The sequence below is a fragment of the Microbacterium sp. FW305-3-2-15-F-LB2 genome (assembly GCF_058787255.1).
Window position 1 is genome coordinate 219,034 of sequence record NZ_JBYSZO010000001.1, and the last position, 24,114, is coordinate 243,147.

The following is a 24,114-nucleotide window of genomic DNA, read 5'->3' on the forward strand; positions in this document are numbered from 1 at the left end:
ACGCTCACTTTCCGGTCGGGACGAGGGTCGGAAGCGCCGGTGCGGGTGCGTCGGCGAGGGGTGTGCGGGAAGGGAGCGCCGTCTGCGTCGACACCGTCGTGCGGCTGACGACGCGCCCGCGGTACAGGACGACGCGGTCGGCGGAGGCGAAGGCGACCGCGTCGCCGAGCGAGTCGGCGCGGACGGCGACCAGGTCGGCGCGGGCACCGGGGACCGGACCCGCGAGCGGGAGGCCCATGACGTCGCGCGCACCGGTGGTGACGGCATCCACCGCGTCTTCGGGGGCGAGGTGCCCCGCGGCGACGAGGAGGGACGCGGTCTCGAGGTGGTCGCAACGGCCCACGGGGTTGAATGGGTCGCGGACGTTGTCGGCTCCCGCCGCGACGCGCACGCCGGCGGCCTTGAGTCGGCCGATCGGCGCGATTCCGCGGGGCACCGCGTGGTCGGCATCCCAGCCCTGGAGGTAGAGGTTGGTGATGGGCAGGGCGATGATGCCGATGTCGGCGGCGCGCACCTCGTCGGCCAGGGCCGTGAGGTCTTCCGTCGGCATCATGCTCAGCCGGACGCAGTGGCCCGCCGCACGCGTGCGGTGCCAGCCGGTGACGGCCCGCGCGTACGCGGCGAGCGTGTCCGCCCCGGCGAGGCTCTCGTCGGTGTGCAGGTCGAGGCCGACATCGCGGCGCCGAGCAATCGCGATGAGGCGGTCGAGGTCGGCGAGCGGGTCGTCCGCGAGGTGCGGCGCGCCGCCGACCAGGTCGATGCCCGCATCGAGGGCGGCGTCGAACACCGCGTCGGGCACGGTCGGGCCGCCGAGGGCGACGAGCTCGATGTCCATCAGGCCGCGGAGCTCTTCGCGCAGCCGCACGAGGGCGCGGGCGCCGATCAGGGCGTCGTCGCCGCGGAGCAGGTCGACGTGAGTGCGTACGGCGGTGATTCCGGATGCCAGCATGCGCAGGGCCGTGGAGCGAGCCCGGTCGAGCGTCTCGTCCTCGTCGAGCGTCAGGGCGAACGCCTGCCAGCTCTCGATCGCCCGGTCGAGATCGCCGAACGGGGGCTGGATGGCATCCCACGACTGCGACTTGTCGAGGTGCGCGTGCGGCTCCGCGCCCGCGGCCGTGACCACGTAACCGGTCAGGTCGAGGATCTCGCCCGCGGTCTCGGGAAGCGGGGTCCCCGCGGGAACCACCGCGACGACCGTGTCGCCGTCGATCGCGATGTCCACGAGCGCGCCGGAGGCCAGGCGCGCGTTGCGGATCTCGCTGATCGAAAGGGGTGGAGCGGCGGACACGAGGACCTCCGGAGAATGAGGGAAGGGATGCCGCGGCGTCGAGGCGGAGCCGTCGGGAGCGGCGGTCCAGTGTTGGTGTGACCAACATCTGGGTTGTTTCCGATGCTAGGAACCGGTCGTTTCCGCCGTATTTCCCGCTCGTGACCCTCGTGACAAACCTGCCGCGGCAGGGCGTGCCGCGGCACGCCGCCCCACGGGGAAGGAGAGATGCCGGGGCTCAGCTCGCGGCGTCGAACAGGTCGCGCGCTTCGCGGTAGATCGCCTCGATGCGATCGACGTGCTGATGGAAGTCGAGTTCGACCGCGCTCGCCGCAGCGCCGGAGGTGACCGTCTCCCGGAGGACGGGGTCGTTCGCGATGCGACGCAGAGCCTCGGCCAGCGTTGAGGGCGTGGCATCCGTCGACACGACCCCGTTGCGACCGTCGGTGACCAGTTCCCCGGCAGCCGGGGGAGTCGCGACGACGGGGCGACCGAGCAGGAGGCTCTCCGCGATGACGAGGCCGAAGGTCTCGGGCCACAACGAGGGGAAGACGAGGGCGGTCGACGAGCGGATCAAGGCGCTCTTGGCCTCGGCGTCGACCCAGCCGACGTACCGCACCCGGTCACCCACCGCCGCCTGGACGGTCGCGCGCTCGGGCCCGTCGCCCGCGATGACCAGGTCGGCATCGAGCTGCGCCTCGTTCCACGCGCGCAGCAGGAGGTCGACGCCCTTCGACTCCTGCAGCCTGCCGAGGAACACGAACAGGGGGCGCGGCGGCATCTCGATCTCGTCGGCGGACAGGGGAGGCGTCGGCCAGCCGTGCGGCACGACGCGACCGATCGCCCCGCCGGCGCCGAAGCCGAGCTCCGCGTGACGGAGCCGGGTGCGCTCGCTGGGGAAGACGATCACGGTCGCCTTGCGAGCGGAACGGGCGACGATGCGCGCCCGCAGGCGCTGGGCGACCTCGAGTCGCGGGGGCAGGACGCCATCGCGAAGAGTGGTGGATGCCGTGTCGACGAGGCAGAAGTCGTGGGCGGTGTGCACGACGGGTGCGCGGTGGGCGCGGAGCACGCTGGCGCCCACGCCCTGGAAACGGTGGACGTGCATGACGTCGCGGCCGTCCTGCACGTGACGGTAGGCCCGGGGACGTCTGACGGCATGAACGAGGTCGAGGCCGTGGAAGACCACGCGGGCGAGGGGGGAGGAGCCTCGTCGGTCGGGTGCGTACGGGCGCCAGGTCGGGCGAATCGTGACGCGGATGCCGGCGGCGGCCGCCCGGGCGATACTCTCGCCGTCCGCGACGGCCGTCACGATCTCCACATCGTGGCCGCGTTCCCACTGCTCCGCGGCGAGGGCGAAGAGGTAAGCCTCCGCCCCGCCCCAGGGGAGGGCGAACGTGCTGTGGAGATGGGTGATCTTCATGACGATCTGCCCTCCTCCCGCCCGGCCCGGATCGCTGCCGCACACACAGTACGTGCGGCCTCGAGCCCGCGAAGCGTCTTCGTCCCCGTACGCGTGCGAGCGGGCCCGGTGTTCATGCGCTCCCTCGTGATTCCGCTGCGATCACCTCACCCGGTGCCGACGGATCCGGGCGTCGACGGGGCGCTGTCGGGGCCTCGGCATGCTGATTCCCTGTGCCGGCCGCGCGGTACGCAGGGGAGGGTGCATGCGGATCGTGAGTCTGTCGCCGAGCGTGCCGTATGACGGCATCCCCCACGCGGGTGGCCAGTACCTGCTCCGCCACCTCCGGGTGCTACGGGAACTGGGGCACGCTGTGACGGTCGTGTCGTTCGATGGGCCGGAGAATCGGGCCGCGGCCGAATCGCTCGATGAGGGCATCGCCGTCGTCCTCGTGCCCGTCGATCGGCCGCGATCGGCTCGAGCGCGTCGATTCGTCGAGGTCGTCGAGCGTCAGGAGCGACGGCTCTTCCCGGTCCGCCCGGTCGCACGGCGTCGCCGCGCGCTCCGTCTCAGCGCGGCGGCGCAGACGGCACTGTCCGCCGCGGACATCGTCGAGTACCAGTGGAGCGAGAGCGGGTGGTTCGGCCTCCGCCGCCGCCCGGTGGGTGGGGCGCGCCACATCGTGGTCGCTCACGACGTCGTGTCGCAGAGCTATGAACGCTTCCTCGCCGCGGCCGGCGCGGTGTGGAGTCCTCGGGGACTCCTCGCCCGGTGGCGTCGGGCCAGCGTGGGCCGTGACGAGCGGTCTGTCTATCGCCACGCCGACGCCGTCGTCTCGTTCAGTGCGAAGGATGCCGCGTTCGTCCGCCGGATCGCCGGGTCGGCGGCGCGGGCGATCGTCGTCCGTCCACCGCTGGCCGACGGCGTCGAGGTGTCGATGCGCGAGGGGGATCCGGCTCCCACCGTGTTGTTCGTGGGCGCGTTCGACCGGTCGGTCAATTCCGAGGCGGCGCTCTGGGCCATGGCCGACATCGCCCCGCGGGTGCTCGCGGTGCAGCCCGACGCGCGCTTCGTCTTCGCCGGGGCGCGTCCGACCGCTGAGATGCGTCGAGTGGCCGCCGCGCGTCCGGAGTCGTTCGTCGTCACGGGTCGTCTGGACTCGCTCGACACGGCGTACGCCGCCGCCGACGTGGTGCTCGTGCCCCTGCGGGCCGGTGCCGGCGTGAAGTTCAAGACGGTCGAGGCGATGCTGCGCGGCATCCCGGTGGTCGCGACGGGTGTCGGCGTCGAGGGGATCGTCGACGACCGCATCCGCGCCTTCGCGGTCGCCGACGATGCCCGCGGGCTCGCCTCGGGCATCGTTCGGGCCCTCGCCGATCCGGACGCCGCGCGCCGCGAGGCCCTGCGATACCGCGACGCCGTCGCGGACGAGTTCTCCGGGAGCGCCTTCCGACGTTCCCTGGCCGCCATCTATCGAGGAGGCACACCGTGACCGGATCCCGCCCGACCGTCGCCGGCGCGACGGTCACCTACGGTGCGCGGCACGCGTCGTGCCTCGCGGTCGTCGCCCGCATGGTGGAGGAGGGTGTGGACACGGTGCTCATCGTCGACAACGGCTCCGTCCCCGCAGCCGCGGCCGCTCTGGACGCCGCCGCGGCGCAGAGCGGGGGACGGATCACGGTGAAGCGGATGCCGCGGAACGAGGGGTCGGCCCCGGCTTTCGCCGCCGCGATCGCCGGCGCGTGCGACGCGGACACGGAGTACGTGTGGCTCCTCGACGACGACAATCTGGCGCAACCGGGAGCGCTCGACCGGTTGCTCGCCGCCGACCGCGCTCTGCGAGACGAGGGGGTCGCTCTGACCGCCGCGGCACCGCTCCGCGCGCCGGAGGCCGACGCGCGGACCATCGCCCACGTCGTCGCGACCGAGACCGCGCGCGAGAGCCCGCGCGAGGCGATCTCGTTCGCCGGCGTCGAGGCGGGTCTGTACGCCCGCCGCCTTCTCGAGCGCCTCGGCGTGCGTCGCCCGCGCGCCCGGTCCCGGGGGACCGACCTCGCTTACGCACCCTACGGTGGGCTGCTGGCCCGAGCCGAGGTCCTGCGAGCCCTCGGCCTGCCGCGCGCCGATTTCGTGCTGTACGGCGACGACCTCGAGTACACCTCCCGGATCGTCGCGCGCGGGGGTCGCATCGGCCACGTCCGCGATGCCGTCGTCGTCGACCCCCGCGGGGAACGATGGATGCCGCCGGGCTTCGAGGTGCGGGCGATGTTCCTGTCGACGAGCCCGGCGTTGCTGTACTACTTCCTCCGCAACCGTCTGCATCGCGAACTGGGGACGGGGCGACGGTGGAGCATTCCGCGTGCGGGGAACGCGGCGCTGTTCTTCGCGCTCTGTGCCGGGTGTGCCATCGTGACGCGCCGATGGTCGAAGCTGCCGATCATCCGTCGGGCGGTCGGCGACGCTGTGGCCGGCCGTCTCGGGCGTCAGGTGGAGATCTGACCGCAGACGGGTGAGCTGCTGGGTGAGCCGCCTAGAGCTCGATCGTGATGCGCGGGCACGCCGCCCGCGAGACGCACAGCATCATCGTGCGGTTCGCCTCCTGCTCCTCCGGCGACAGCACGGAGTCGCGATGCTCGACGTCCCCGTCGATCACGGGCACTTCGCATGTTCCGCACGTGCCGACGCGGCAGCTCGACGGGACCACGGCGCCGTACTCCTCGACGACCTCGAGAATCGACTTCTCCGGCGGCACGGTCACCGTCAGCCCCGACATCATGAGGTCGACCTCGAAAGGCTCCGACCACACCGGCGGCCCTAGGACCTTCGCCTCGAACCGCTCGACGTGGAGGCTGCCGCGCGGCCACCCCGACATCGTGGCATCCAGGGCCTCCAGGAGGCGCGCGGGTCCGCACGCGTAGACGACCGCCCGCGAGACGGGAGTGCCGAGGCGCGCGTCGAGATCGAGACGTCGGCCCTCGTCGGCGGCGAATACCTCCACGCGGTCGCCGTAGCGCTCGACGAGCTCGTCGACGAACGCCATCGTGCTCCGCGAGCGGCCGGTGTAGAGCAGCGTCCACGCGGCCCCCGCGGTCTCGGCGGCCTCGATCATCGGAACGATCGGGGTGATGCCGATGCCCCCGGCGACGAAGACGTACGAGCGCCCCGCGGTCGGAGCGAAGAGGAAGTGGTTCGCGGGGCCGCGCACGCGCAGCGCGGTGCCCGGGTGGGCGTTTTCGTGCAGCCACACCGATCCTTCGCGCTCGCGGAGCACGCCGATGCGCCACGTGCCCCGTTCGCTCGGCGAGCCGCACAGCGAGTACTGGCGCTCGACTCCGCCGGGCAGCACGACGTCGATGTGCGCGCCCGGCGACCAGTGCGGCAGTACTCCACCCGGCCGCTCGAGGTCGAGCACGACGACGCCGTCCGCCGCCTCACGGCGCTCGCGGACGGTCACCTCGAACGTCAGACCGCCGCTCATGCTTCTCCTTCGCCGGGGTCGGGGGCGCCGTGCACCAGTTCCTTCACGATCAGCAGGCGGTAGGGCGCACCGCCGGGCGAGTGCCACCGGTGCGGTGTGCCGGACCGACAGTAGACCGAGTCGCCGACGGACAGGGTCGTCTCGCCGAACGGGCCGAGCGAGATCACGATCGAGCCCTCCAGCACGGTGAGGAACTCGTCCTCCTCGTGCACGTAGTGGTCCCCGGGTTCGGGGTTCGCGCCGGTGAACTCCATCGGCTCGAAGCGACGCGGACCCTCGGCGAGCATCCGGGCGCTGCCTTCGGCGTAGGGTCCGACGAGCCCCTCGTCGGCGCGCACGAACGTGGGGTGCGCGCTCTCGTCGGGACGCGGCGGCTCGGAGGCGGCGATGAGCTCGACGCGGCTCGTGCCCAGGGCGCGCGCCAGCCTCTCCAGGCTCGCCATGCTCGGGCGGGCCAGACCGCGCTCGAGTTGGCTCAAGAACGGATGCGAGAGCGCCGCCGCCTCGGCCAGCTGGGTCAGCGTCAACCCGCGCGCTTTGCGCAGACCGCGCAGGTGCGCCCCGAGACGTTCGTCGCCGGTGGAGCCGGTGGCGGGATCATCGGCGGGGATCGCGGGAGCCATGGTGGTCATCGTCCCACCCTCTCGAACAGTCGCGCGGTGATCTCGGCTTCGTCGGCGGCTGTGAGCCGTCCATCCTCCACGACGAGGCGCCCGGCGGCGACGACCGCGCGCGGACGGCGGCCGGGAGATGCCCACAGCAATCCCGCCACGCGATCGGCGACGCCGGCATCCGCGACACCCGAGACGTCCCACAGGCAGAGGTCGGCGGCCGACCCCGGGGTGAGCCTCCCCAGCTCGGGGCGCCCGAGGCCGTCGGCCGATCCCGCGGTCGCCATCGACAGGACCGTGGATGCCGCGAGCTGGGGGCCCACGAGGGCGGAGACCTGCATCGCGAGACGGGCGTCCGCGAGGAGGTGTCCGGCGTCGTTGCTGCCGCCGCCGCTCGTGCCGAGCCCCACCGGGATGCCGGCATCCCGAAGCTTCGCCACCGGAGCGACGCCCCATCCCATCGGTACGTCGCATCCCGGCGCGTGGGTCGCGGTCACACCGGCGGCGGCGAGCCGGGCGATCTCTTCGTCGGTGACGCCGCACAGGTGGGCGAGGGTCACGTCGGGCGCGAGCCAGCCCCAGTCCTCGAGCAGGTCGATCGGACGCCGGCCGTAGGTCGAGAGCGCGATCTCGACGTCCACGACCTCGTTCGCCTGCGTGCGGCGACGGAGCCCCCGGCGCTCAGCGACCTCGCCGAGCAGCGCGAACGTCTCGCGGGAGTCGCTGTGGACTCCGGCGGGGCCGACAGCCACTTGCAGCATCCCGTCCGCGGTCACACCGCCCGGGCGCCCGTCCACGAGCGCGGCGGCGATCACCTCGGCCGACAGCGCGGCTTCCTCCGGGTCGTCCCGCGCGGCGCCGCGCACGAACGCAAGTCGCGCACCGACCTGGGCGGCGGCATCCGCGGCGGCACGGGCCATCCCGACCGTGTCGGCCCCCGACGGCCACGTGAGGTGATGGTCGGCGACCGTCGTGACTCCGCTGAGCAGCGCCTCCGCGAGCCCCGCGCTCGCCGCGATCCCGGTCAGCTCGGGGTCGACACCCGCCGCGGCGTACGCGCTCGCCATCGCGGGCAGCCATTCGCGCATCGGGATGCCGCGGGTTCCGGGCAGAGTCCGGAACGCCGTCTGCAGGAGGTGGTGGTGGGCGTTGACGAGACCGGGAGTCACGACGCAGCCGCTCGCATCCACGACCGTCGCGTCCGCGGGCGCCGGGGTGTCCACGATGATCCCGTCGACGCTCACGACATCGCCCGTGCGGACCCGGCCCTCGGCTTCGACGACCGCGACGGCGTCGCGGATGACGAGCGCCGTCATCGCGCCATCACCGGCGTCGGGACCGCGCAGCCGGGTGCGGCGCCGGCGTGCAGGGGGCCGTCCGTCGAGCTCAGGGGCAGGGCGCTCGCGCGGCGACGTGACGCGACGATCTCGGCGATGACCGACAGTGCCGTCTCTTCGGGCGTCTCCGCGCCGAGATCGAGGCCCAGGGGGGAACGCAGCCGCCCGAGCTCGGCATCCGTCACTCCCGCCTGCGTGAGCAGCGCGGCCCGCCGCGCGACGGTCGCCCGCGATCCCATGGCGCCGACGAAGCCCACGGGAAGTCGCAGTGCCGTGCGGATGGCCGGGATGTCGAGGCGTTCGTCGTGCGTCAGGACGCATACCGCGGTGCGCTCGTCCGGCGATTCCAGCGAAGCGAGGTAGTCGTGCGGCGCGGCGACGACCAGTTCGGATGCCTCGGGGAATCGGTCGCGCGTCACCATCAGCGCCCAGGCGTCGCACACCGTCACGGCGAACCCCGCTGCCGCCCCCACGCGGCACAGGGCCGCCGCGTGCTCGCCCGCGCCGAGGACAACGAGCCGGGGGCGCGACGGTCGGTGCAGCTCCAGCACCGTCCCGTCCGTCAGGTCGAGGTCGATCGCGCTCTCGCGGCCGGCCGCGGCCGCCACGAGGGCGTCGCGCACCCGGGCGTCGTCGCCGTCGATCGGGTAGGCCACCACCTCGATCGCCCCGCCGCACGCGAGTCCCGCGGTGACGATCGCGTCGTCCGGGCCGGTGAAACCGAAGCTCCCGCGACGGACCTCGCCCGAGCGGAGCGCGTCCAGTCCGAGCATCACGGCGTCGCCTTCGACGCAGCCGCCCGAGAGCGAGCCGATGACGCGCGCGTCGGACGTCACCGCGAGGGTCGCGCCCACGCCGCGCGGAGCGCTCCGCACGACACGAGTCACCGTGACGGCCGCGACGGGTACCCCGCGTTCGATCAGGGGCAGCAGATCGGCGGCCAGTTCGAGCATGCTGGCGACCGTATCCCCGCCGTGTTTCACGCACGCTACGCTGTCGTGACCATGCCCTCCGCGACCGGTTCCGCCCCCGTCGGAGAGACGCCCGCCGGCCTCGTTCTCGCCGCCGGGGCCGGTCGTCGATTCGGGGGCCCCAAGGCTCTCGCTCGCGATTCCCTCGGTGTCCCGTGGGTCGAGAAGGTCGTCCGTGCCCTTCGCGCAGGCGGGTGCGACCCCGTCCTCGTCGTCCTGGGTGCCGCAGCCGACGCGGCGGCGCACCTCGTCCCCGCGGAGACGACCATCGTGCGCGCGGAGGGATGGAGCGAGGGCGTGTCGGCGTCTCTGCGCGCGGGCCTGGAGGCCGTGGCATCCACGTCCGCTCCCGCGGTCGTCGTGATTCCCGTCGACACCCCGGATCTCCCCGCTGCGGCCGTCGCGCGGTTGGCCTCGCGCACGAGCGGCGATGCGCTGGCGTTCGCCGCCTACGACGGCGCTCCCGGGCATCCGGTCGTGATCGGCCGCGACCACTGGATCGCGGTGGCCGCTGCGGTACGCGGCGATGTCGGGGCGCGTCCGTACCTCCGGGCGCACGGCGCCGAGGCCGTCGAGTGCGCCGACCTGTGGTCGGGAGCCGACCGCGACGTCCGCTGATCAGCCGAGGCCGCTGGCCGCGGCCCGGAGCTCGTCGAGCACGCGGAGGACATGCGGGGCGAGCCCCTGCTCATCACCGCGGGGGTCGTCGGACCAGCGCTGATAACCCTGCTTGAAGGCCAGCACCCCCATCTCGCTGGCGAGGTGCGCCGTCGCCGCGGGCACGCCGCGCTCGCTCAGCGCCGCCGACATCGCGGCGGCCATTCCGACGCTCTTGAGCGCGTCCCGTTCCTGGAGCTCGACACTGGCGGCGACGGCCGCTTTCAATCGAGGTCCGAGTGCACGGTTCTGCGGGCCCATCTCGCTCGACGCGCGCGCGAGCCCGGCGGCGACCGCTTCCAGTGGGCTGGCGTTCGAGGGTGCCTCGGCGATCCCCTCGGACAGGAGGCGACTGAGCGTCTCCTGTCCCGCCACGAGGAGTTCCCGCTTGTCAGGGAAATGACGGAAGAACGTGCTCTTGGTCACGCCGGCGCGCTCGGCGATCTCGGTCACCGTCGTGGCGTCGTACCCCTGCTCCGTGAACAGGTCGACGGCCGCGACGACGAGTCGCTCGCGCGCTCCCGGTTCCCATCGAGCCATACCGGAATCCTATCCGATGGGACAATTGTCCCGTCGGGGCGTATGGTGATGGGATAAAAGTCCCATCACTGAAAGGTTTCGCCATGATCGTTTTCGTCACCGGTGGCACCGGCACGATCGGCACGGCCGTCGTCGCCGAACTGCTTACCCATGGCCACTCCGTCCTCGGACTGGCGCGGTCGGATGACTCGGCGTCCGCACTCCTCGCCGCGGGTGCGGACGTCCTCCGCGGCTCGCTCACCGACCTCGACGTCCTGCGCGAGGGCGCGTCACGAGCGGACGGGGTCATCAGTCTCGCCTTCAGCCGCGATTACGGCAGTGCGGAGGCGCTGGATCGAGGTCTCGTCGAGGAGCGGGAGGCGATGGCGACCCTCGGAGGCGCGCTGATCGGGACCGGGAAGCCGATCGTCACGGTGTCCGGCACGCCGTGGGTGCCGGGGCGCGCGGCGACCGAGTCCGACCCGCTCCCGCTCGAAGGTCCCGTGGCCAGCCGCGCACTCGCCGTCACGGCTCTGCTCGACCTGTCCGCGCGCGGGGTGCGGGCTTCCGCGGTCCGCATGCCGCGAACGGTGCACGAGCACGGTGAGGGAGGATTCGCCGGGCTCCTCGCCGCGGCGGCGCGACGGACCGGCGTCGCCGGCTACCCCGGTGACGGGCAGCAGCGCTGGCCCGCGGTACACGCCCGCGACGCCGCCGCTCTGTTCCGTCTGGCCCTAGAGTCGGCGCCCGGGGGAAGCGCGTGGCACGCCGTTGCGGATGAGGGGGACCGCGTGGTCGACATCGCGACGGTCATCGGCCGACGCCTCCAGCTTCCGGTGCGATCGGTCCCCGAGGAGACCTTCGGCCCCTTCGGTTCGATCTTCGCGATGGACCAGCCCGCGTCGAGTGCCCTCACCCGGCAGGTGTTGGGGTGGGAGCCTCGGCATCCGTCGCTCCTTGCCGATCTGGAGGAACTGCAGCCCTAGCGGTTGCGGCCGAGGTGCGTGACGGAGTGGGGCTCGAGCCCCACTCCGTTATCTGTTCGTTGCACTCGGCCCGCGTCGAAGCTCTGGACAAATCCCGGCACCCGGGGATATGTTCACGGAGCCGTCATAATTAACGACGGCACCAGGAAGCCGGGACGAGGACGTACCCGATCCGACGCCGGGGAGGGCGCCGGGTACGGACCACGGGGGTCCCTGCAGTTCAGAGAGGAACGCAGATCACAATGCTGAAGAAAATTCTGACCGGTGCGGCCATCGCGGCTCTCGCCGTCGGACTCGGAGCGTGTAGCTCCACGCGTCCCGCCGACGGCGGCGGCGACGCCGCCGGGGGCAGCAGCGAGTGCAACGTCGGCATCGCGATGCCGACCCGCAGCCTCGAGCGCTGGATCAACGACGGTGAGCAGCTCCAGAAGAAGCTCCAGGACGCCGGCTGCACCGTCGACTTGCAGTACGCCGACAACAAGACCGACCAGCAGATCAGCCAGATCCAGAACCAGATCTCGGGCGGTGCGAAGATCCTCGTGATCGCCGCCATCGACGGTTCGACGCTCGGCCCGGTCCTGCAGGAGGCCAAGGCCCAGAACGCGACGGTCATCGCGTACGACCGCCTCATCAACGGCAGCGAGAACGTCGACTACTACGCCACGTTCGACAACTACAAGGTGGGCACCCTCCAGGGTCAGTACATCGAGGAGCAGCTCGGCCTGAAGGACGGCAAGGGTCCCTTCAACCTCGAGCCCTTCGCCGGCAGCCCCGACGACAACAACGCGAAGTTCTTCTTCGCCGGTGCGTGGGACGTGCTGAAGCCGTACGTCGACAAGGGTCAGCTCGTCGTCCCGAGCGGCAAGTCGCCCGCCAACGACGACGCGTGGGCCAGCATCGGCATCCAGGGCTGGGCCTCCGACAAGGCGCAAGCCGAGATGGACAACCGCCTCTCGTCGTTCTACGGCGACGGCAAGAAGGTCAACGTCGTCCTGTCGCCCAACGACAGCCTCGCGATCGGTATCGAGGCATCCCTCAAGTCGGCCGGCTACACCGCCGGCGCCGACTACCCGATCATCACGGGTCAGGATGCCGACAAGGCCAACGTCAAGGCGATCCTCGACGGTCTACAGTCGATGACGGTCTGGAAGGACACCCGCGCGCTGGGTGACCGCGTCTTCACGATGATCCAGGAGATCAAGGACGGCAAGGAGGTCGAGGTCAACGACACCAAGACCTACGACAACGGCAAGAAGGTCGTCCCGTCGTACCTGCTGACGCCTGAGGTCGTCGTCAAGGACGACGTGCAGTCCAAGCTCATCGACTCGGGCTTCCTGAAGGCCTCTGACGTCGGGCTCTGATCCGCAACTGCGGCGGGGCGGGTTCGCCCGCCCCGCCGCTCTATCTGTCGCCGCGCGGCGACGGAGGGAGACACCATGACCGAACCGATCCTGCGCATGTCGGGGATCTCCAAGTCGTTCAACGGCGTGCCGGCCCTGGCCGACGTCTCGGTCGACGTGCACCGCGGTGAGGTGCACGCGATCTGCGGCGAGAACGGCGCGGGGAAGTCGACGCTGATGAAGGTCCTCAGCGGGGTCTACCCCGCCGGGAGCTTCGACGGCACGATCACCCTCGAGGGCGAGCCGGTCGCCTTCCGCTCGATCAACGACAGCGAGGCCGCCGGCATCGTCATCATCCACCAGGAGCTGGCCCTCAGCCCCTACCTCTCGATCGCCGAGAACATCTTCCTCGGCAACGAGAAGTCCAAGCGCGGCGTCATCGACTGGAACGCGACGAACACCGCCGCCGCCGAACTGCTCAAGCGCGTCGGCCTGCGCGAGAACCCGGCGACGAAGATCTACGAGCTCGGCGTCGGAAAGCAGCAGCTCGTCGAGATCGCCAAGGCGCTGGCCAAGGAAGTGAAGCTCCTCATCCTCGACGAGCCCACCGCCGCCCTCAACGACGACGACTCCGCGCACCTGCTCGACCTCATCGACCAGCTGCGCGACCAGGGGATCACCTGCATCATCATCAGCCACAAGCTGAAGGAGGTGCTCCGCATCGCCGACCGCATCACGATCATCCGCGACGGCCGGACCATCGAGACGATGCGGCGCGACGACCCCGAAACCGACGAGGGACGCATCATCCGCGCCATGGTCGGTCGCGACCTCAACAGCCTCTTCCCCCCGCGAGAGCCCGACATCGGCGAGGAGCTGTTCCGCGTCGAGCACTGGACCGTCCACCACCCCGTCGACACGGAGCGCGTCGTCATCGACGACGCGTCCTTCATGGTGCGCGCGGGCGAGATCGTGGGCTTCGCCGGTCTCATGGGCGCCGGGCGCACCGAGCTCGCGATGAGCATCTTCGGCCGCATGTACGGCACCGGGATCTCGGGCGAGGTTTACAAGGACGGTCAGCAGATCGACGTGCGCACGGTGGATGCCGCCATCAAGAACGGCATCGCCTACGCCACGGAGGACCGCAAGAAATACGGTCTGAACCTCATCGGCGACATCCAGGTCAACGTCTCGGCATCCGCCCTCGCCCGCCTCGCGCGTCTCGGCGTCGTCGACCGGTACCGCGAGTACAAGGTCGCCGATTCGTACCGCTACAAGATGAACATCAAGGCGCCCAGCGTCGCCGCGATCACCGGGCGCCTCTCCGGCGGGAACCAGCAGAAGGTCGTCCTGTCGAAGTGGATGTTCACCGGACCCGACGTGCTGATCCTCGACGAGCCCACCCGTGGCATCGACGTCGGGGCGAAGTACGAGATCTACGGCATCATCAACGAACTCGCGGCCCAGGGGAAGGCCGTCATCGTCATCTCGTCGGAGCTGCCCGAGGTCATCGGCCTCTCCGACCGCATCTACACCATCTCCGAAGGACGCATCACGGCCGAGGTCAGCCGTGAGGATGCCACCCAGGAGACGCTCATGCGGCACATGACCGCCGGAAGGAACTGACAGCAATGGCCACCGCATCCACCCAGACGGTCGAAGCGCCGACGCAACCCGGGCCGCGGCGCCGCGGTCTCCTCGCGCGCATCAACTTCCGGCAGTTCGGCATCCTCGCCGCCCTGGTCATCATCATCGTGCTGTTCCAGGTGCTCACCGGCGGACGCCTGCTGCTCCCGGGCAACGTCAACAACCTCATCCAGCAGAACGCCTACGTGCTGATCCTCGCGATCGGCATGGTCATGGTCATCATCGCCGGTCACATCGACCTGTCGGTCGGATCGGTCGTCGCGATGGTCGGCGCGATCGCGGCGATCGCGATGAATCAGTGGGGCCTGCCCTGGTTCGTCGCGGTGATCCTGTCGCTCATCGTCGGCGCGATCGTCGGGGCCTGGCAGGGATTCTGGGTCGCCTTCGTCGGGATACCCGCGTTCATCGTGACCCTCGCGGGCATGCTGCTCTTCCGCGGACTCACGCTCGTTCTGCTCACCGGCGGCACGATCAGCGGTCTGCCCGACGGCTTCACGGCGATCGGCGCCGGGTGGCTGCCGCCCGTCCTCGGCTACGTCGGCAACTGGGACAGCCTCACCCTGGTCCTCGGTGCGATCGCGAGCGTGCTCCTCATCGTGCAGCAGCTGCGCACCCGCGCCACGCTGCGCCGTCTCGAACTGCCCCGCGAGGTCGCGTGGTCGTTCTGGCTGAAGAACGCGATCGCGGTCGTCGCGATCATGGCCGTGGCCTTCACGATCGCCGCGTACAACGGCACGCCGATCGTGCTCATCATCCTGGCCGTGCTCGTGCTCGCGTACACGTTCGTCCTGAACCGCACGACGTTCGGTCGTCACATCTACGCGATGGGCGGCAACCTCTTCGCCGCCGTGATGAGCGGCGTGAAGACGAAGTGGGTCAACTTCTTCATCTTCGTGAACATGGGTGTGCTCGCCGGTCTCGCCGCGGTCGTGAGCACGGCGCGCGCCGGCGGTGCCGTGGCATCCGCGGGTCAGAACTACGAACTGGATGCCATCGCCGCGGTGTTCATCGGTGGCGCCGCGGTCCAGGGCGGTATCGGTACCGTCGTGGGCGCGGTCGTCGGTGGTCTCGTGATGGGCGTGCTCAACATGGGCCTGTCCATCCTCAGCGTCGACGCGGCCTGGCAGATGGCCATCAAGGGCATCGTGCTGCTGCTGGCCGTCGCGTTCGACATCTTCAACAAGCGACGCAACGGCGGTGCCTGACCGGGTGGGGAGCGTGGCCGTGGGCCGTGCTCCCCACACCGGCGAGGACCGGGGGGCGCTCGATGCGAGAATGGGGGAGGTGCCCTCATGACTCCTGCCGTGTTCGAGCCCGCGACGCCGCTCGCACCGCCCGCAGGTCGTACGACGAACGACCTCATCCGCCAGCAGAACCTCGCGTCCGTGCTGTCGTTGCTCCACCTCCGGGGAGCGCTCTCACGGGCCCAGCTGGGCGCAACGATCGGTCTGAATCGTTCGACGGTCACGGGCCTGGTCATGGAGTTGACCGAACTGGGGCTCGTCCGCGAGGTCGCCGCCGGTGAGCGGACCGGCAAGGTCGGTCGCCCCACGCTCGACATCGAGCCCGAGGATCACGTCGCGGCGCTGAGCGTCCGCGCCGAACCGCACGCCGTCACGGTCGCGCTCGTCGGGCTCGGTGGCGTCGTCCACGCGCGGCTCCGGCACGACACGGCCAGTGCGCCGTCCCCGCGTCGCTTCGTGCAGATCGTCGCGTCGTCGGTCGAGGCGATGCGGGCCGACATCGACCGGCACTACCGCGTCGTCGGCGCGGGTCTCGCCGTCCCCGGGCTCGTGAACGCCAACGGCTCGGTGCTGGTGTCGCCGACACTGGGGTGGCGGCGCGATCCGGTGGCCGCGCGGTTGAGCGACGAGCTCGGCATCCCGGTCTCCGCCGGCAACGACGCGAGCATCGGCGCGCTCGCCGAGTCGCGGTTCGGCGTCGGCGTCGGGGTGTCGAACCTCCTCTACCTCGGCGGCGCGATGCACAGCATCGGCGGCGGCCTCATCATCGACGGCACGCTCCTGCGCGGGACCTCGGGCTACGCCGGCGAACTCGGCCACACCGTCATCGATCCCCGCGGGCGTGCGTGCGTGTGCGGGCGGAACGGATGCCTCGAGGCCGAGGTCCGGCTCGACCTCCTCGAGCCGCTGCTCGGTCGCCGGAAGCTCGACGAGGACGAGCTCGATGTCGAGCTCGGGGTCGCCCGCGACCCGCGGGTGATGGCCGAGGTCACGCGCCAGGTCGAGGTTCTGTCGCTCGCGCTGACGAACTTCGTCAACGCGTTCAGCCCCGAGACGGTCGTGTTGTCCGGGTACCTCGGTGCACTCCTGTCGGTGAGTCGCGAGCGCCTCGCCGAGGCCGTACGCGTCCACCCGCTCGGCGCGGAGGGGCGAACGATCCGCCTCGAACGCGCGCACCTGCGTTCGCGCCTCATGCTCATCGGCCCCGCCGAGCTCGCGTTCGCGGACCTCCTGGCGAATCCGGCCGGTTTCCGCGGCTGACGCCGGGCGCGCGCTGCCGAACGTCCGGCGACGTGGCGCCCGTGCTCCCGCGGCGACGGGCGTCGTTCACCCGCCGGTCAATCACGGGGGCTAGCCTCGCCGCGGCATGCGCTACCCGAGCGGATGCCAGGGGAGGGCCCGCGTGGATCTCGACGCCGGCCGCGGTCGTTCGTGGTCATCCGTGCTCGCCGCCGTTGCGGCGGTGCTGTTCGTCGGCATCGCGATCGCACTCGTCGTGTCGGCGCAGACCGCGGGGCGTGAGCGTCCGCTCGGGGAGCGCGTCGCGGCCTTCTCCCCCGTGGCGGCGGCCGCAGAGCCGGTGCCCGCCGACATCACCACGACGGTGAACCCCGATGCCACCGCCGTCACCGGCTCCGAAAGCACCGAGACGCAGACCGCCGATCCCGCGCCGGCGGACGCCCCGTCCACGGTGCAGCTCGTCACCGCGGACGCGACCTGGAGCGCGCGGACCGCCGCAGCCACCGGCATCCCGGAACGCGCCCTCCGCGCCTACGCCTCGGCCGCGCTGACCCTGAAGGCCGAGCAGCCGGGCTGCGGACTGGGGTGGAACACGCTCGCCGGGATCGGTGCGATCGAGTCCGCGCACGGCACCCACTCGGGAGGTCACCTGGATGCCGCCGGCTACCCGCAGCCGGCGATCAGGGGCATCCCCCTCGACGGCAGCGCAAGCGCCGAGATCGCCGACACCGACGGCGGTGAGTGGGACGGGGATGCCACCTGGGATCGCGCGGTCGGACCGCTGCAGTTCATCCCCGCCACGTGGCAGCGGTGGGGTGCCGACGGCAATGGCGACGGTGTGGCCGACCCGAACCAGATCGATGACGCCGCCCTCGCGGCAGGCCGCTACCTCTGCGCGGCCGGCGAGATGACGAGTGCCACGGGCTGGCGACGGGCGATCTTCTCCTACAACCACCTCGACAGCTACGTCGACGACGTCGCCGCGGCGGCGAACACCTACGCTGCGCGCGCCGCGGGCTGAGCGCGCATCAGCTGCGCAGCACGACGTTCTCGGGCTCCTCGCCCGCGAGGAAGTGGTCGATCTGCCGACGCACGAGCCGCGCGATGCGCGGGCGCATGGAGTCGGTCGCGCCACCGACGTGCGGAGCGATCAGCACGCCGTCCAGCGACCACAGCGGGTGATCGGCGGGCAGCGGCTCGGGGTCGGTGACATCCAGTGCTGCGCGGATGCGTCCCCTCCGCACGTGGTCGACCAGAGCGTCGGTGTCGACCACCGGACCGCGGCCGACGTTCACCACGAGCGCGCCGTCGGGCAGGGCCGACAGGGCTGCATCGTCGACGAGGTGCCGGGTCTTCTCGCCGCCGGGCAGCGAAGCGATGAGCACGTCGGTTCCCGCGAGGACGTCGTACAGCTCGCCGAGCGGGAGGACTTCCACATCGTCCTGCAGCCGGCCGTGCGAGGCGACCGCGCGCAGCTCGACCTCGAAGGGCTTCAGGCGTGCAGCGATGGCGCGGCCGACGCCGCCGAAGCCGAGCAGCGTGACGCGGGCATCGGCGAGGCCCGGCGCCCACAGGCCCTTCCATTCCGCTCGGTCCTGCGCGCGGACGAAGGCGGGGAGCGACCGCTGGGCTGCCAGCGCCAGTGTGACGGCGAGTTCGGCCGTCGCCGTCTCGTGCACGCTCGTCGCGTTGGCGAACGCGATGCCGGCGGGGAGGCGCCCCTCGACGTTGTCGTACCCGATGGACTGTCCCTGCACGAGCCGCGTCGTCACTTCGGACAGCCGGGCGATGACGGTGTCCATCGACATGTACGGCGGCACCACGATGTCGATGTGCGGGCGGGGTGCGGCATCTGTCATGTCCCAGACGAGCACCTCCACCCCTTCGGCCAAGGGCAGCAGGTCATCTCGGAGCTGCGCGGTGGGCACGGACACGACGAGCGAGGAAGTCACCCGCCCCACGCTACCCGCGCGTCCGCGTGAGGCAGCACGTCGTGTCGGTCAACCGGGGACATCCGCGGGCGCGGGCCGCCGACCGATGTGCACCCCGACCGGAACGTCGTACGCGAGGTACTCCGCCATCAGCGCGTCCGCGTCGCGGGTGAAGAGTCGACGCGAGAGTGCCGCGGCGAGCTTCGTCGCCCCGCCGACCAGGCCGGGGATCTGATGGCTCAGCATGCCCTGGCTGATCCGCGCGCCGTGATTGAACATGTGGATGCGTGACAGCGCCGAGTGTTCCGGTGCGCTGCGGCTGACCAGACCGAAGTCGTCGTCGAGATAGGGGAACGCGGCGAGACCCGGGCTCTCCGCCGCTTGCGCCGGAGTGAGGCGGTCGGCCCAGAGCGTGGCATCCGGGGCCACCGTCGACAGCTCCGGACGGCTGGCGAGATCCGCGACGATCCCCGTCGCCGCGATGACGACGTCGTAGCGGTGGATGCCGTGCGGCGTCGTCACCACGATGTCGTCGCCGTCCCACTCGGCACCGTGCCACGGCGACGACGTGAGGAAGCGGAACTCGTCGAAGGCGTGCGCGCGCCAGATCGCGTTCTGCGTCGCGGGCTGGTCGACCGCGGAGAGGTGCACGTTGAACGTCCACTTCTGCGCGTCGGTGAGCGAGCCGTAGTTCTCGATGAGACCTGCGAACTCCATCCACCGGTACGGGCTCACCTGCGGCATCGCCGGGCGACGCATGTGCACGTCGACCGCGGCGGCGCCGTGCTCGAGGGCCGTCGCGGCGTTGTCGAACGCGCCGGTGCCCGCCCCGAGGATGCCCACGCGTTTTCCGGCGAGGGCGGGGAAATCGATCGCGTCGTGAGTGTGGTGGACGCGTTCCGCGGGGAGGCCGGCGAGGAGGGCGGGGAGGTGCCGACCGCCCGCGCCCTCGATCCCCGTCGCGAGGACGACATGGCGGGCCAGCAGCACCCAGGAGCCGTCGGGGCCGTCGAGCTGCAGGCGCAGGGGGCCGTCGGCATCCGTCGCCGTGATCCTCGTGACCGTGGTCGAGCCGACGACCTCGACACCCGCGACCGTGCGGTACCACTGCAGGAATCCCTGCCACGCGACGGTGGGGAAGAAGGCGATCTCGTCCCACGCCGCTTCGCCGTACACGGCTTCGAACCACGCGCGCGGGCTCTCCGCCGGAACGCCCCACGTCGGCCACGCGATGTCCTTCGGCGTGCGGAGGGTGTGCATGCGGGCGTACGTCGTCCAGGGGCCGGTCGCGTCGGCCGGCGCCGCGTCGAGCACGACGACGTCGTCGATCCCGCGGGCGCGCAGACCGCGGGCGAGGACGAGCCCCGCCTGCCCGGCGCCGACGATCACGACCGGGTGTTCCCCGTCGCGCTCACCGACCCACGACCGTCCGTCCCCCGCGCTGAGGTGTTCCTGGTGCGCGGCCTCCCGTTCGAGCGCGGCCAACCGCGCCGATGCGTCGCGGAGGGGTGCGAGCGTGCTCACTCGGGGATGACGACCCGCACGCCGTACGCGTCGTCGAGCCGGAAGTTGTGGTGGTCGGTGACGTTCGTGTCGTCGAGTTCGAGATTGACGAAGTCCATGCTCGGCTCGGCGAAGAACGGACCCGCGTGCCACGTGCCCTTGAGCATCGTGATCGCGGTGCGCGGCGGGATGCGGAACGCGCGCAGGTCGTCGAGACCGGGCTGGTCGATGCCGGCGGGCGCGACGGCGATGGTCCACTCGACGTCACCGACGGACATGAGCGTCTGCGTGGTCTCGAGGTGCCGCGTGACGCGCGTGAACTCGGGCTTCTTGTCGTCGAGCGACATGAGGTAGAACCGCGGGATGCCGCCGGACACGTCGAGCACGGACTCCTCCGACGTGAAGGGTGTGCCGTCGGCCATGGGGGTGAGGACGACGCCGAACGGGGCGAACGTTTCTGCGGTGACCGTCTCGGCGGTCAGCGGGTGGGCGGGGAGCGTGTCGGTCATGCCCCCAAGCTACGCCTGTCCGACAAGTGCTCACCATACTTGTCTGACATGTTCACGACGCTGTTACGATCCCGAAACGCCCCGATCGTGCCGGACCCGACGGATCAGCGCGTTCCGTAGCCCGGCGGGCGCGGCCACCTGCACTTCGCGGGACCAGTACCCGACGTCGTCGCCCGTCCCGTATCCGCAGTACGTCATCTCGACGACCGGGGTGCCCTCGGCCGTCGCGAGCAGCGCCGCGCGCTCGGCATCCAGGCCCACCGCATCGACCCACAGGGTCTCCCACGCGACCCGGATGCCGTTGGCCTCCTCGGCGAGGTCGAACACGGGTCGCCGCGGGTCGAGGTCGACCTCGCGCGCGAGCGGAACGAGGTCTTCCGCGAGGGCGTAGGGGGCCCCGTCGACCCGCCACACTTTGACGGTGCGGAACACCCGGGTGCCGTCCGGGAGGTCGTCGAAGCGGCCCGGGTCGCCGCCCCGGAGCACGTGCACCCCGGATGCCGCGACCTCGAGCAGCGGTTCGTAACCGGCGGACCGGATCGACAGGGAGTGGTCGAACTGTTCGTCGATGCGGCGCCCGACGTCGGGGAGGCGTCGGTTCGGTGTCGTTCGCGTGCCCTGCGTGCGGTGGACGTAGCCGCGCTCCTCGAGGCGCACGAGCGCTTCACGCACCGAGGCCCGGCTCGCTCCCGTGAGCTCGGCGAGGCGTGGCTCGGACGGCAACGTCTCGAGGTCGCCGCTCCAGAGGGCGAGGATCCGGTCGATGACGGCGTCCTGGTCTGTCGCGCGCATGGGCCTCTCGTTCCGTGCGAGCCTCACGGCCAATCGTCGGGACGCTGCAGCAGCTCCACGGCGTCCTCTCGGCTCGACACTCCCAGCTTGCCGTAGATCGACCGGACCTGAGACTTCACCGTGTTCACCGACACGTTGCGCACCCGCGCGATCTCGGGGATGCCCAGGGGCGAGGTGAGCAGGTAGGCCAACTCGCGTTCGGTCGTGGTGAGGGCGGCAAAGGCTCCCGATCCGTTGGAGCGGGCGGCGATCATCGGGAGGATCTGGCGCATCATCGCGACCGTCGGAGCCAGGCCGGGGTTGTGTTCGACGACGAGGCTGAGCAGCCGTTCGGTGTCGTCGAAGGGGATCATCAGGAACGGCGTGACCGAGCCTCCCGTGCGCCCGATCAGCTGGACGACGGATTCCATGCTCTGCACGGCGCGCTTCTCGCTTCCGAGCCGGAGGAAGGCGACCGCTCTCCGCGTCAATACGGGCGTGAGGGTTCGGAGACAGTGCTCGTCGAGCAGCGCGACACATGCGTTGGTGGTTTCGATGACCTCGCGTTCACGGCCCATCTGAAGCAGGACGCCCGCGCGCTGCATCGGGAAGCAGACCGCGTGGCCCGGGTGCGTGGCGGCGTTCGCCATCACGGCCATCGCCTCGTCGAACTCGCCCTGGGCGGCGAGCATGTCCGCGTGGAGGCCCAGAAGAAGATCGCGCACGATCCGGAAGCTGCGGGTGCGGCCGGATCCGTGCAGCAGCTGTCGACTGTCGGCGAGGCCCGTGGTGAGGTTGCGATCGATGAACATGGCCGTCACCCGGATCATCCCGACGCTGAATGCCCAGTAGGGATCGTCCGGCTGCGCAGCTTCCAGTTCGTCGGCGATCTCTCGCATATGGTCCATGTCGGCGGTGCTGACGGTGACCAGCCCATCGCCCAGGAGCAGGCAGTGGGAGGTGTTCTCGATGGACCATCCCTCGTCGACGAACACGCGCCGGGCCTCGTCGATCGCGACCGTGGCCGCGGGGTATTCCGCATTCAACCCGAGGTTCAGGGCCTGAACGCTGAGTGCGCGATATCGCTGCGCGGGTGTCTCCGCGAACATCAGCGCCTCGGCGGCGTAATGACCGCCGATCTGCGGCCAGCCGATGGCGGCGCAGTACTCGGCGACGCTCGCGAAGAGTCCCGACCGGGCCGGTCCCGACAGCGCGGCGGGCCGCGTCAGGCGCCCGGTGTCGAAGTAGCGTGAGACCAGGTCGATGCCTTCGCCGAGCGCATCGTTGCGGGCGCGCGCGACGAGCATCGCCGACAGCAGCATCGCGCGCGTGTCGGTCCAGACGAGCGGCGGGGGGCCCGGTTCGGCCTCGGCGAGCAGCGAGAGGTGCCGGGGAAGAGGCTGTCCGTGTCCGGGCTCCAATCGCGCGAATGTGTGCGCGGCTGCGGCCCGCAGAGTGGCGCTGTGCCCGCTGGCACCGTGTGAATCGCTCATATGACCTCCGTCGCACGAGCGAATCCGCGCCGCTGACGTGCGCGGCGATCGCGTCGTGGATTGACAGACACCCGGGAAGGGCGGTCGGACGCGAATTCGGGTACACGAGCGGCCGCTGAGACCGCATGCCCCCAGGGAAGCGGCCCCCACAGCGAGGATATGACAAATGTGCCAAGAACGCGCCCGGTTCACCCACCGAAACGAGTGGTCGGCGCGGCGCGACGCCGTGGGGAGGAGAGGTGGTGGGTGGCCCTACGCGGCCGCGGACACGACGGCCGAGATCGCGGACGTGAAGAAGCCCAGCCCATCGACGCCCGAGCGCATCGCGACGGTCGTACCGGGGCCGAAGCCGGGCTCGACCGCGTGCTCGGGGTGCGGCATCAGGCCGACGACGTTGCCTCGCTCGTTCGTGAGGCCGGCGATGTCGTCGAGCGAACCGTTCGGATTCACGCCCAGGTAGCGGAACGCGACGAGCCCCTCGCCGTTGACGCGGGCCAGGGTCTCGGCATCCGCGATGTATCCGCCGTCGGCGTTCTTCAGGGGGATGACGATCTCGTCGCCCTCGTCGAATTCGCTGGTCCACGCCGTCGAGGCGTTGTCGACGCGCAAACGCTGGTCGCGACGGATGAATTGCTGGTGCGCGTTGCGGATCAGGCCGCCGGGCAGCAAGTGCGCCTCGACGAGCATCTGGAAGCCGTTGCAGATGCCGAGGATCGGCATGCCCTTGGCCGCGGCATCCTTCACCTCGGCCATGATCGGCGCGAACGCGGCGATCGCTCCGGCGCGCAGGTAGTCGCCGTAGCTGAATCCGCCGGGGAGGACGAGCGCGTCGACTCCGCGCAGGTCGTGCTCGCCGTGCCACAGGGCGACGGGCTCCGCACCCGCGAGGCGGATCGCGCGCTGCGCGTCGCGGTCGTCGAGCGAGCCCGGGAAGGTGATGACCCCGATGCGCGTCGTCACTCGACGACCTCGATGTTCACCACGTCCTCGATGACCGCGTTCGACAGCATCTCGTCGGCGAGCTCGCGGGCGCGGGCCAGCGTGGCCTCATCGACCTCGCCCTCGACCGTCAGTTCGAAGCGCTTGCCGATGCGGACGTCGGAGAAGCGGTTCTCACCCAGTCGCGACAGGGCACCGGCGACGGCCTTCCCCTGGGGGTCGAGAAGCTCGGCCTTGGGCATGACGTCGACGACGATGGTGGGCATTCCA

At 71.1% G+C, this 24,114-nt stretch carries 23 protein-coding genes; 9 read left to right on the forward strand and 14 right to left on the reverse strand.

Annotation, left to right across the window (positions count from 1 at the left end; all coding sequences use genetic code 11):
- Window positions 1–4: 4 nt before the first annotated feature.
- Together AC3WLZ_RS01085 and AC3WLZ_RS01090 are read right to left on the reverse strand one after the other, a co-directional pair.
- Window positions 5–1,288, reverse strand: a complete 1,284-nt coding sequence (locus AC3WLZ_RS01085; RefSeq protein ID WP_492468712.1) for an amidohydrolase family protein — start codon at window positions 1,286–1,288, stop codon at window positions 5–7.
- Window positions 1,289–1,505: 217 nt separating this feature from the next.
- Window positions 1,506–2,690: a glycosyltransferase family 4 protein gene (locus AC3WLZ_RS01090; RefSeq protein WP_492468713.1), complete on the reverse strand. Its 1,185-nt coding sequence runs from the start codon at window positions 2,688–2,690 to the stop codon at window positions 1,506–1,508.
- 244 nt (window positions 2,691–2,934) lie between these two features.
- On the opposite strand from AC3WLZ_RS01090, the gene AC3WLZ_RS01095 reads away from it, so the two are divergent.
- Window positions 2,935–4,161, forward strand: a complete 1,227-nt coding sequence (locus tag AC3WLZ_RS01095) for a glycosyltransferase family 4 protein (protein ID WP_412923258.1) — start codon at window positions 2,935–2,937, stop codon at window positions 4,159–4,161.
- Window positions 4,158–5,168: a glycosyltransferase gene (locus AC3WLZ_RS01100; RefSeq protein WP_412923259.1), complete on the forward strand. Its 1,011-nt coding sequence runs from the start codon at window positions 4,158–4,160 to the stop codon at window positions 5,166–5,168. The genes AC3WLZ_RS01095 and AC3WLZ_RS01100 overlap by 4 nt, the downstream gene beginning before the upstream one ends.
- 31 nt (window positions 5,169–5,199) lie before the next feature.
- On the opposite strand, the gene AC3WLZ_RS01105 is transcribed toward AC3WLZ_RS01100, so the two are convergent.
- The 4 genes from AC3WLZ_RS01105 to AC3WLZ_RS01120 are packed head-to-tail and all read right to left on the reverse strand — an operon-like array spanning window position 5,200 to window position 9,048.
- A complete protein-coding gene (locus tag AC3WLZ_RS01105; RefSeq protein ID WP_412923260.1) occupies window positions 5,200–6,147 on the reverse strand; it encodes a PDR/VanB family oxidoreductase in 948 nt (315 codons plus the stop codon).
- Window positions 6,144–6,779 (reverse strand): helix-turn-helix domain-containing protein, encoded by a 636-nt coding sequence (locus AC3WLZ_RS01110; RefSeq protein ID WP_412923261.1) that lies wholly within the window; start codon window positions 6,777–6,779, stop codon window positions 6,144–6,146. Before AC3WLZ_RS01110 ends, AC3WLZ_RS01105 begins: the two co-directional genes overlap by 4 nt.
- A complete protein-coding gene (locus AC3WLZ_RS01115) occupies window positions 6,776–8,074 on the reverse strand; it encodes an amidohydrolase family protein (protein WP_492468715.1) in 1,299 nt (432 codons plus the stop codon). The genes AC3WLZ_RS01110 and AC3WLZ_RS01115 overlap by 4 nt, the downstream gene beginning before the upstream one ends.
- Complete coding sequence (locus AC3WLZ_RS01120) at window positions 8,071–9,048, reverse strand: XdhC family protein (RefSeq protein WP_492468716.1); 978 nt, start codon at window positions 9,046–9,048, stop codon at window positions 8,071–8,073. The genes AC3WLZ_RS01115 and AC3WLZ_RS01120 overlap by 4 nt, the downstream gene beginning before the upstream one ends.
- A 51-nt stretch (window positions 9,049–9,099) precedes the next feature.
- Here AC3WLZ_RS01120 and AC3WLZ_RS01125 point away from each other — a divergent pair, with 51 nt between their 5' ends.
- Complete coding sequence (locus AC3WLZ_RS01125) at window positions 9,100–9,684, forward strand: nucleotidyltransferase family protein (RefSeq protein WP_492468717.1); 585 nt, start codon at window positions 9,100–9,102, stop codon at window positions 9,682–9,684.
- Here AC3WLZ_RS01125 and AC3WLZ_RS01130 read toward each other — a convergent pair whose 3' ends face one another.
- Window positions 9,685–10,263, reverse strand: coding sequence for a TetR/AcrR family transcriptional regulator (locus AC3WLZ_RS01130; protein ID WP_412923264.1), 579 nt, complete (start codon window positions 10,261–10,263; stop codon window positions 9,685–9,687).
- 83 nt (window positions 10,264–10,346) lie between these two features.
- Between AC3WLZ_RS01130 and AC3WLZ_RS01135 the strand changes: the two genes are divergently transcribed.
- The 6 genes from AC3WLZ_RS01135 (at window position 10,347) to AC3WLZ_RS01160 (ending at window position 17,719) form a co-directional block, all read left to right on the forward strand.
- Window positions 10,347–11,228 carry an NAD-dependent epimerase/dehydratase family protein gene (locus tag AC3WLZ_RS01135; RefSeq protein ID WP_412923265.1) on the forward strand — a complete coding sequence of 294 codons (882 nt, stop codon included), beginning with the start codon at window positions 10,347–10,349 and terminating at the stop codon, window positions 11,226–11,228.
- Window positions 11,229–11,470: 242 nt separating this feature from the next.
- Window positions 11,471–12,589: a multiple monosaccharide ABC transporter substrate-binding protein gene (gene chvE, locus AC3WLZ_RS01140; protein WP_492468718.1), complete on the forward strand. Its 1,119-nt coding sequence runs from the start codon at window positions 11,471–11,473 to the stop codon at window positions 12,587–12,589.
- 75 nt (window positions 12,590–12,664) lie between these two features.
- Complete coding sequence (mmsA, locus tag AC3WLZ_RS01145; RefSeq protein ID WP_412923267.1) at window positions 12,665–14,194, forward strand: multiple monosaccharide ABC transporter ATP-binding protein; 1,530 nt, start codon at window positions 12,665–12,667, stop codon at window positions 14,192–14,194.
- A gap of 5 nt (window positions 14,195–14,199) precedes the next feature.
- Window positions 14,200–15,420, forward strand: a complete 1,221-nt coding sequence (gene mmsB / locus AC3WLZ_RS01150) for a multiple monosaccharide ABC transporter permease (RefSeq protein WP_412923268.1) — start codon at window positions 14,200–14,202, stop codon at window positions 15,418–15,420.
- An 87-nt stretch (window positions 15,421–15,507) separates the two neighbouring features.
- Window positions 15,508–16,719 carry an ROK family protein gene (locus AC3WLZ_RS01155; RefSeq protein WP_492468719.1) on the forward strand — a complete coding sequence of 404 codons (1,212 nt, stop codon included), beginning with the start codon at window positions 15,508–15,510 and terminating at the stop codon, window positions 16,717–16,719.
- Between the two features lie 142 nt (window positions 16,720–16,861).
- Complete coding sequence (locus AC3WLZ_RS01160; RefSeq protein ID WP_412923270.1) at window positions 16,862–17,719, forward strand: lytic transglycosylase domain-containing protein; 858 nt, start codon at window positions 16,862–16,864, stop codon at window positions 17,717–17,719.
- Window positions 17,720–17,726: 7 nt separating this feature from the next.
- Here the strand turns inward: AC3WLZ_RS01160 and AC3WLZ_RS01165 are convergent, their stop codons facing one another.
- The 7 genes from AC3WLZ_RS01165 to purS all read right to left on the reverse strand — a co-directional run bounded on the left by AC3WLZ_RS01165 (window position 17,727) and on the right by purS (window position 24,110).
- The gene (locus AC3WLZ_RS01165) at window positions 17,727–18,650 is read right to left on the reverse strand and encodes a 2-hydroxyacid dehydrogenase (RefSeq protein WP_492468720.1); all 924 of its coding nucleotides are present in this window, start codon (window positions 18,648–18,650) and stop codon (window positions 17,727–17,729) included.
- A 48-nt stretch (window positions 18,651–18,698) separates the two neighbouring features.
- Window positions 18,699–20,153: an FAD-dependent oxidoreductase gene (locus AC3WLZ_RS01170; RefSeq protein ID WP_412923272.1), complete on the reverse strand. Its 1,455-nt coding sequence runs from the start codon at window positions 20,151–20,153 to the stop codon at window positions 18,699–18,701.
- On the reverse strand, window positions 20,150–20,641 hold the full coding sequence (locus AC3WLZ_RS01175) for an ureidoglycolate lyase (protein WP_492468721.1): 492 nt from the start codon (window positions 20,639–20,641) through the stop codon (window positions 20,150–20,152). The genes AC3WLZ_RS01170 and AC3WLZ_RS01175 overlap by 4 nt, the downstream gene beginning before the upstream one ends.
- Before the next feature lie 63 nt (window positions 20,642–20,704).
- A complete protein-coding gene (locus tag AC3WLZ_RS01180) occupies window positions 20,705–21,433 on the reverse strand; it encodes a GntR family transcriptional regulator (protein ID WP_412923274.1) in 729 nt (242 codons plus the stop codon).
- 23 nt (window positions 21,434–21,456) lie between these two features.
- Complete coding sequence (locus AC3WLZ_RS01185) at window positions 21,457–22,905, reverse strand: LuxR C-terminal-related transcriptional regulator (protein ID WP_492468722.1); 1,449 nt, start codon at window positions 22,903–22,905, stop codon at window positions 21,457–21,459.
- 252 nt (window positions 22,906–23,157) lie between these two features.
- Window positions 23,158–23,865 carry a phosphoribosylformylglycinamidine synthase subunit PurQ gene (gene purQ / locus AC3WLZ_RS01190; protein WP_412923276.1) on the reverse strand — a complete coding sequence of 236 codons (708 nt, stop codon included), beginning with the start codon at window positions 23,863–23,865 and terminating at the stop codon, window positions 23,158–23,160.
- Window positions 23,862–24,110, reverse strand: a complete 249-nt coding sequence (purS, locus tag AC3WLZ_RS01195; RefSeq protein ID WP_022878640.1) for a phosphoribosylformylglycinamidine synthase subunit PurS — start codon at window positions 24,108–24,110, stop codon at window positions 23,862–23,864. The genes purQ and purS overlap by 4 nt, the downstream gene beginning before the upstream one ends.
- Window positions 24,111–24,114: the final 4 nt, after the last annotated feature.

Excerpts from the sequence above, each read along its gene's own strand:
- AC3WLZ_RS01090 (WP_492468713.1), bottom strand. The coding sequence starts at position 2,690 with ATGAAGATCACCCATCTCCACAGCACGTTCGCCCTCCCCTGGGGCGGG.
- AC3WLZ_RS01095 (WP_412923258.1), top strand. The coding sequence starts at position 2,935 with ATGCGGATCGTGAGTCTGTCGCCGAGCGTGCCGTATGACGGCATCCCC.
- AC3WLZ_RS01105 (WP_412923260.1), bottom strand. The coding sequence starts at position 6,147 with ATGAGCGGCGGTCTGACGTTCGAGGTGACCGTCCGCGAGCGCCGTGAG.
- AC3WLZ_RS01110 (WP_412923261.1), bottom strand. The coding sequence starts at position 6,779 with ATGACCACCATGGCTCCCGCGATCCCCGCCGATGATCCCGCCACCGGC.
- AC3WLZ_RS01115 (WP_492468715.1), bottom strand. The coding sequence starts at position 8,074 with ATGACGGCGCTCGTCATCCGCGACGCCGTCGCGGTCGTCGAAGCCGAG.
- AC3WLZ_RS01120 (WP_492468716.1), bottom strand. The coding sequence starts at position 9,048 with ATGCTCGAACTGGCCGCCGATCTGCTGCCCCTGATCGAACGCGGGGTA.
- AC3WLZ_RS01125 (WP_492468717.1), top strand. The coding sequence starts at position 9,100 with ATGCCCTCCGCGACCGGTTCCGCCCCCGTCGGAGAGACGCCCGCCGGC.
- AC3WLZ_RS01130 (WP_412923264.1), bottom strand. The coding sequence starts at position 10,263 with ATGGCTCGATGGGAACCGGGAGCGCGCGAGCGACTCGTCGTCGCGGCC.
- AC3WLZ_RS01135 (WP_412923265.1), top strand. The coding sequence starts at position 10,347 with ATGATCGTTTTCGTCACCGGTGGCACCGGCACGATCGGCACGGCCGTC.
- chvE (WP_492468718.1), top strand. The coding sequence starts at position 11,471 with ATGCTGAAGAAAATTCTGACCGGTGCGGCCATCGCGGCTCTCGCCGTC.
- mmsA (WP_412923267.1), top strand. The coding sequence starts at position 12,665 with ATGACCGAACCGATCCTGCGCATGTCGGGGATCTCCAAGTCGTTCAAC.
- mmsB (WP_412923268.1), top strand. The coding sequence starts at position 14,200 with ATGGCCACCGCATCCACCCAGACGGTCGAAGCGCCGACGCAACCCGGG.
- AC3WLZ_RS01155 (WP_492468719.1), top strand. The coding sequence starts at position 15,508 with ATGACTCCTGCCGTGTTCGAGCCCGCGACGCCGCTCGCACCGCCCGCA.
- AC3WLZ_RS01175 (WP_492468721.1), bottom strand. The coding sequence starts at position 20,641 with ATGACCGACACGCTCCCCGCCCACCCGCTGACCGCCGAGACGGTCACC.
- AC3WLZ_RS01180 (WP_412923274.1), bottom strand. The coding sequence starts at position 21,433 with ATGCGCGCGACAGACCAGGACGCCGTCATCGACCGGATCCTCGCCCTC.
- AC3WLZ_RS01185 (WP_492468722.1), bottom strand. The coding sequence starts at position 22,905 with ATGAGCGATTCACACGGTGCCAGCGGGCACAGCGCCACTCTGCGGGCC.
- purS (WP_022878640.1), bottom strand. The coding sequence starts at position 24,110 with ATGCCCACCATCGTCGTCGACGTCATGCCCAAGGCCGAGCTTCTCGAC.